Source organism: Kitasatospora sp. NPDC056327 (assembly GCF_042261735.1).
Taxonomy (GTDB): Bacteria; Actinomycetota; Actinomycetes; order Streptomycetales; family Streptomycetaceae; genus Kitasatospora.
In genome coordinates, this window is the sequence record NZ_JBHJRC010000418.1 from 1 (window position 1) to 5,543 (window position 5,543).

The 5,543-nt window shown below is 71.4% G+C and carries 4 protein-coding genes; 2 read left to right on the plus strand and 2 right to left on the minus strand.

The window, feature by feature from the left end:
• Window positions 1-107: 107 nt before the first annotated feature.
• Both ACFCX4_RS34335 and ACFCX4_RS34340 read right to left on the minus strand, forming a co-directional pair.
• Window positions 108-1,397 carry a citrate synthase gene (locus ACFCX4_RS34335; protein ID WP_376151074.1) on the minus strand — a complete coding sequence of 430 codons (1,290 nt, stop codon included), beginning with the start codon at window positions 1,395-1,397 and terminating at the stop codon, window positions 108-110.
• Window positions 1,398-1,621: 224 nt separating this feature from the next.
• Window positions 1,622-3,793: an ATP-dependent RecD-like DNA helicase gene (locus tag ACFCX4_RS34340; RefSeq protein WP_376151080.1), complete on the minus strand. Its 2,172-nt coding sequence runs from the start codon at window positions 3,791-3,793 to the stop codon at window positions 1,622-1,624.
• A gap of 240 nt (window positions 3,794-4,033) precedes the next feature.
• On the opposite strand from ACFCX4_RS34340, the gene ACFCX4_RS34345 reads away from it, so the two are divergent.
• Complete coding sequence (locus ACFCX4_RS34345; protein ID WP_376151076.1) at window positions 4,034-4,825, plus strand: VOC family protein; 792 nt, start codon at window positions 4,034-4,036, stop codon at window positions 4,823-4,825.
• Between the two features lie 139 nt (window positions 4,826-4,964).
• Complete coding sequence (locus ACFCX4_RS34350; RefSeq protein ID WP_376151078.1) at window positions 4,965-5,417, plus strand: GNAT family N-acetyltransferase; 453 nt, start codon at window positions 4,965-4,967, stop codon at window positions 5,415-5,417.
• Window positions 5,418-5,543 lie beyond the last annotated feature (126 nt).

Consider the following 5,543-nt stretch of genomic DNA (forward strand, 5'->3'; position numbering starts at 1 on the left):
GCACCGGCCCGACGGCGCCGCCGGGCCGCAGGAGTGCGGCCGGGCCCTCGGGGCACGCTGTCAGGGCGTGCGCACGGCGTCAGTGCGAACGGTGCGGTCGCACCGGGTCAGCGGGCGTCGATCTCGACGTAGTCGCGGATCTCGGTGCCCGTGTAGATCTGCCGCGGACGGCCGATCCGGCTGGTCGGGTCGTTGATCATCTCGTGCCAGTGGGCGATCCAGCCCGGCAGCCGGCCGAGGGCGAACAGCACGGTGAACATGCTGGTCGGGAAGCCCATCGCGCGGTAGATCAGACCGGTGTAGAAGTCCACGTTCGGGTAGAGCTTGCGCGAGACGAAGAAGTCGTCCTTGAGCGCGTGCTCCTCCAGCTTGAGCGCGATCTCCAGCAGCTCGTCGGACTTGCCGAGCTGGGACAGCACCTCGTGCGCGAGCAGCTTGACCTGCGCGGCGCGCGGGTCGAAGGCCTTGTACACGCGGTGGCCGAAGCCCATCAGCTTGACGCCGGCCTCGCGGTTCTTGACCTTGGTGATGAAGGCGTCGACGTCGCCGCCGTCCTTCTGGATGCTCTCCAGCATCTCCAGCACGGCCTGGTTGGCGCCGCCGTGCAGCGGGCCCCACAGCGCCGAGATGCCCGCCGAGATCGAGGCGAACAGGTTGGCGTGGCTGGAGCCGACCAGGCGCACGGTGGAGGTCGAGCAGTTCTGCTCGTGGTCCGCGTGCAGGATCAGCAGCTTGTCGAGCGCGTTCACGACGACCGGGTTGAGCTCGTAGTCCTCGGCGGGGACCGCGAAGGTCATCCGCAGGAGGTTCTCGACGTAGCTCAGGTCGTTGCGCGGGTAGACGAAGGGCTGGCCCATCGCCTTCTTGTACGCGTACGCCGCGATGGTCGGGAGCTTCGCCAGCAGGCGGACCGTCGACAGGTGGCGCTGGGCCGCGTCGAACGGGTTGTGGCTCTCCGGGTAGAACGTCGACAGCGCACCGACCACCGAGGACAGCATCGCCATCGGGTGGGCGTCCCGCGGGAAGCCCTGGAAGAAGCGCTTGACGTCCTCGTGCAGCAGGGTGTGCTGGGTGATCTCGCGGTTGAACTCCGCCAGCTGACCGGCGTCCGGCAGCTCACCGTTGATCAGGAGGTACGCGGTCTCGATGAAGTCACCCTTGGCGGCGAGCTGCTCGATCGGGTAACCGCGGTACCGCAGGATGCCGTTGTCACCGTCCACGAAGGTGATCGCGGACTTGTAGGCGGCGGTGTTGCCGAAGCCGTTGTCCAGGGTGACCAGGCCGGTCTGCGGGAGCAGCTTCGAGATGTCGAAGCCGGCGTTGCCCGCAGTGCTCTCGACGACGGGGTACTCGTACTCGCCGTCCTGGTACCGCAGTACTACCGAGTTGTCGCTCACGTCTTCCTCACCGACGAAATGAATCCTCTTCCAAGGTGCCCTGACTGTCTCTACCATCCCCCATCCGGCGGACAGCCGCGCACCCGGGGTGACCCGAAAGGGCCCGCCCCTACAAAACCAGCCGCCGCAGCCGGTGCGAACCGGACAAGATCGGCACCCCACCAGGCTCTGCCGTAAATCTCTTCACGTCAAGAGAACAATAGAGGCAACCATCCCTTGGAGAATCATCCAGTCGCGAGCCGGTGGTCCAGGGCGGCGTGCCTCCGACCTGCGCTGACACTGCGGACCGCCTGGGCGATCGCTTTGCGTGACCCCACCAGCACGACCAGTTTTCGGGCCCTCGTCACCGCTGTGTAGAGCAGATTTCGCTGGAGCATCGTCCACGCGGAGGTGGTGACCGGAATCACCACGACCGGGTACTCGCTCCCCTGCGACCGGTGGATCGTCACCGCGTAGGCGTGCGCCAACTCGTCCAGCTCGTCGAAGTCGTAGGGCACCTCCTCGTCCTCGTCGGTGAGCACCGTCAGCCGCTGGTCGTCCACGCTGAGGGACGTCACCACCCCCACCGTGCCGTTGAAGACCCCGTTCCGCCCCTTGTCGTAGTTGTTGCGGATCTGCGTGACCTTGTCGCCCACCCGGAACGTCCGGCCGCCGAACCGCCGCTCCGCCAGCCCCTCCCGGGCCGGCGTCACCGCCGCCTGGAGCAGCGTGTTGAGGTTCCCCGCCCCGGCCGGGCCCCGGTGCATCGGCGCCAGCACCTGCACGTCCCGCCGGGCGTCGTAGCCGAACTTCTGCGGGATCCGCCGCGCCACCACGTCCACCGTCAGCCCCGCCGCCCGCTCCGTGTCGTCCTCCGCGAACAGGAAGAAGTCCGGCAGGCCCTCGGTCAGCGGCGACTGCCCCTCGTTGATCCGGTGCGCGTTGGTCACCACCCCCGACTCCTGCGCCTGCCGGAAGATCCTGGTCAGCCGCACCGAGGGGATCGGTCCCCCCTCCGCCAGCAGGTCCCGCAGCACCTCCCCCGCCCCGACCGAGGGCAGCTGGTCGACGTCCCCCACGAACAGCAGGTGCGCCCCCGGCGCCACCGCCTTGACCAGCTTGTTCGCCAGGATCAGGTCCAGCATCGACGCCTCGTCGACCACCACCAGGTCGGCGTCCAGCGGCCGGTCCCGGTCGTACGCGGCGTCCCCGCCGGGCCGCAGCTCCAGCAGCCGGTGCACCGTCGAGGCCTCCACCCCGGTCAGCTCCGCCAGCCGCTTCGCCGCCCGCCCGGTCGGCGCCGCCAGCACCACCTTGGCCCGCTTGGCCAGCGCCAGCGTGACGATGGACTTCACCGTGAACGACTTGCCGCACCCCGGCCCCCCGGTCAGCACCGCGACCTTCTCGGTCAGCGCCAACCGCACCGACTGCTCCTGCTCGGGCGCCAGCTCCGCCCCCGTGCGCCGCGCCAGCCAGCCGAGCGCGGCCGGCCAGTCCACCTCCCCGAACCACGGCATCCGGTCGGAGTCCGCCCGCAGCAGCCGCAGCAGCTGGTTGGCCAGCGAGATCTCCGCCCGGTGGAACGGCACCAGGTACACCGCGGTGATCGGCTCGCCGCCCTCCCCCGGCACCTGCTCGCGCACCACCCCCTCGGCGGCCACCAGCTCCGCCAGGCAGTCGATCACCAGGCCCACGTCCACCTGGAGCAGCTTCACACCGTCCGCGATCAGCCGCTCCTCCGGCAGGAAACAGTGCCCCTGGTCGCTGCTCTGCGACAGCGCGTACTGCAGCCCGGCCTTCACCCGCTCCGGGCTGTCGTGCGGAATGCCGACGGCCTGCGCGATCCGGTCCGCCGTGAGGAAGCCGATGCCCCAGACGTCCGAGGCCAGGCGGTACGGCTCGTTCTTCACCACGCCGATCGCGCCGTCCTCGTACTGCTTGTAGATCCGCACCGCCAGGGAGGTCGACACCCCGACACCCTGGAGGAAGACCATCACCTCCTTGATGGCCTTCTGCTCCTCCCACGCGGCCGCGATCTTCTTCGTCCGCTTCGGCCCGAGCCCCGGCACCTCGATCAGCCGGCCCGGCTCGTTCTCGATCACCTCCAGGGTGTCCACCCCGAAGTGCTCCACGATGCGCTCCGCGAAGCGCGGCCCGATCCCCTTGATCAGCCCCGACCCCAGGTACCGCTGGATGCCCTGCACCGTGGCCGGCAGCACCGTCGTGTAGTTCTCCACCACGAACTGCCGCCCGTACTGCGGATGCGACCCCCACCGCCCGTGCAGCCTCAGCGACTCCCCCGGCTGCGCGCCCAGCAGTGCGCCCACCACCGTCAGCAGGTCGTTGCCGCCCCGGCCGGTGTCCACCCGGGCCACCGTGTAGCCGGTCTCCTCGTTGGCGTAGGTGATCCGCTCCAGTACGCCCTCGACCTGGGCGAGCTGACGCGGCGGCGCCGCCTGGCCGGCCCCCGGACCGCTGCCCGTGCCCGTGCCCGTGCCCGTCCGCGCCACTGTCTGCCTGGCCACCGGGCCCCCTATCACCGTGCGGGACGACTTCCGCTACGCACCGTACCGTCCGGGTGCGACACCCCCGTCCCGGGTGTCAGGCTGGAGGGGACCGGGGCGGGGCCGGGTCCGTGGCCGAAGGGGCAGACCGTCATGCTCAGCACCGCTTTCAGCCCCGGCTCCCCCGACTGGCTGGACCTCGGCAGCACCGACCCCGCGGCCTCGGCCGCCTTCTACGGCGCGGTGTTCGGCTGGACCCTCGTCCCGGCCGGTCCGCAGGCCGGCGGCCACGGGTTCCTCCGACAGCACGGCCGCACGGTCGCCGCCGTCGGCCCGCTCACCGGCGCCCTCGCCCGCCCCGCCTGGACCGTGCACTTCCGCACCCCGGACGCCGACCGCACCACCGCCCTGGTCCGCGGCGCCGGCGGCCGGGTCCGCTTCCCCCCGTACGACGTCCTGGACAGCGGCCGGACGGCCGGCTTCACCGACCCCACCGGCGCCGGCTTCGCCGTCTGGCAGCCGCACCACCTGCGCGGCCTGGACACCGTCGGCGAGCCCGGCAGCCTCTGCTGGACCGAGTGCCACAGCATCGACGCCGAGGCCGCCAAGGCCTTCTACCGGACGGTCTTCGGCTGGCAGGAGCGGGACGTCCCGCTGGGCGAGGAGCTGTACACCGTCCTCACCCCGGCCGGCGGCGGCACCGAGGACGCGCACGGCGGCATCGTCCAGCTCGACCCCGCGCAGACCGCCGCGGGCGTCTCCTCGCACTGGCTCCCCTACTTCGAGGTCACCGACGCGGACGCCTGCCTCGCCACCGCCGAACGGCTCGGCGCGACCGTCCGGCTCCCCGCCGCGGACGTGCACGGCGTCGGCCGGCTGGGCCGGCTGGAGGACCCGCAGGGAGCCGTGTTCGCCGTCATCACCAGCACGGCGCCCGGCACGTGACGACCGCTCACCCCGGGGCGGGCGCGAACCGCTCCCGGGCGGCCCCTGCGGAGCCCGCGGCGGCCCGGGCAGGCCGACGGGAGCCCCGGGAGCCCGGGCCGGCCCCCAGCGGTCTTCCCGGCCCTCCTAGAGTGTGATCATGAACGATCTGACGATCCGCCGGGCCACCGGCGACGACCTCCCGGCCATCGTCGCCATGCTCGCCGACGACGCACTCGGCGCGACCCGCGAGAGCCCCGACGACCTCACCCCCTACCTGACGGCGTTCGCCCGCATCGACGCCGACCCGCACCAGCACCTCGTGGTCGCCGAACGCGCCGGCCGGACCATCGGCACCCTGCAGCTGACCGTCGTCCCCGGCCTCTCCCGGAAGGGTGCCACCCGCACCGTCATCGAGGCCGTCCGCATCCACGCCGACGAGCGCGGCACCGGCCTGGGCACCGACCTGATCCGGTGGGCCGTCGACCGCTCCCGCGAGCTCGGCGCCGAGCTGGTCCAGCTCACCTCCGACGTCACCCGCACCGACGCGCACCGCTTCTACGAGCGCCTCGGATTCGTCGCCTCCCACGTCGGTTTCAAGCTCGCCCTCTGATCGGGAGAACGTCCGGCCCGGAAATGCCGAAAACGCAAAGAACCCCCGCCGGATGACCCGGCGGGGGTTCTTCACAATGATTGTTCGGCGGCGTCCTACTCTCCCACAGGGTCCCCCCTGCAGTAC

Coding starts and splice junctions, on each gene's coding strand:
- ACFCX4_RS34345 (WP_376151076.1), top strand. CDS start 4,034: ATGCTCAGCACCGCTTTCAGCCCCGGCTCCCCCGACTGGCTGGACCTC.
- ACFCX4_RS34350 (WP_376151078.1), top strand. CDS start 4,965: ATGAACGATCTGACGATCCGCCGGGCCACCGGCGACGACCTCCCGGCC.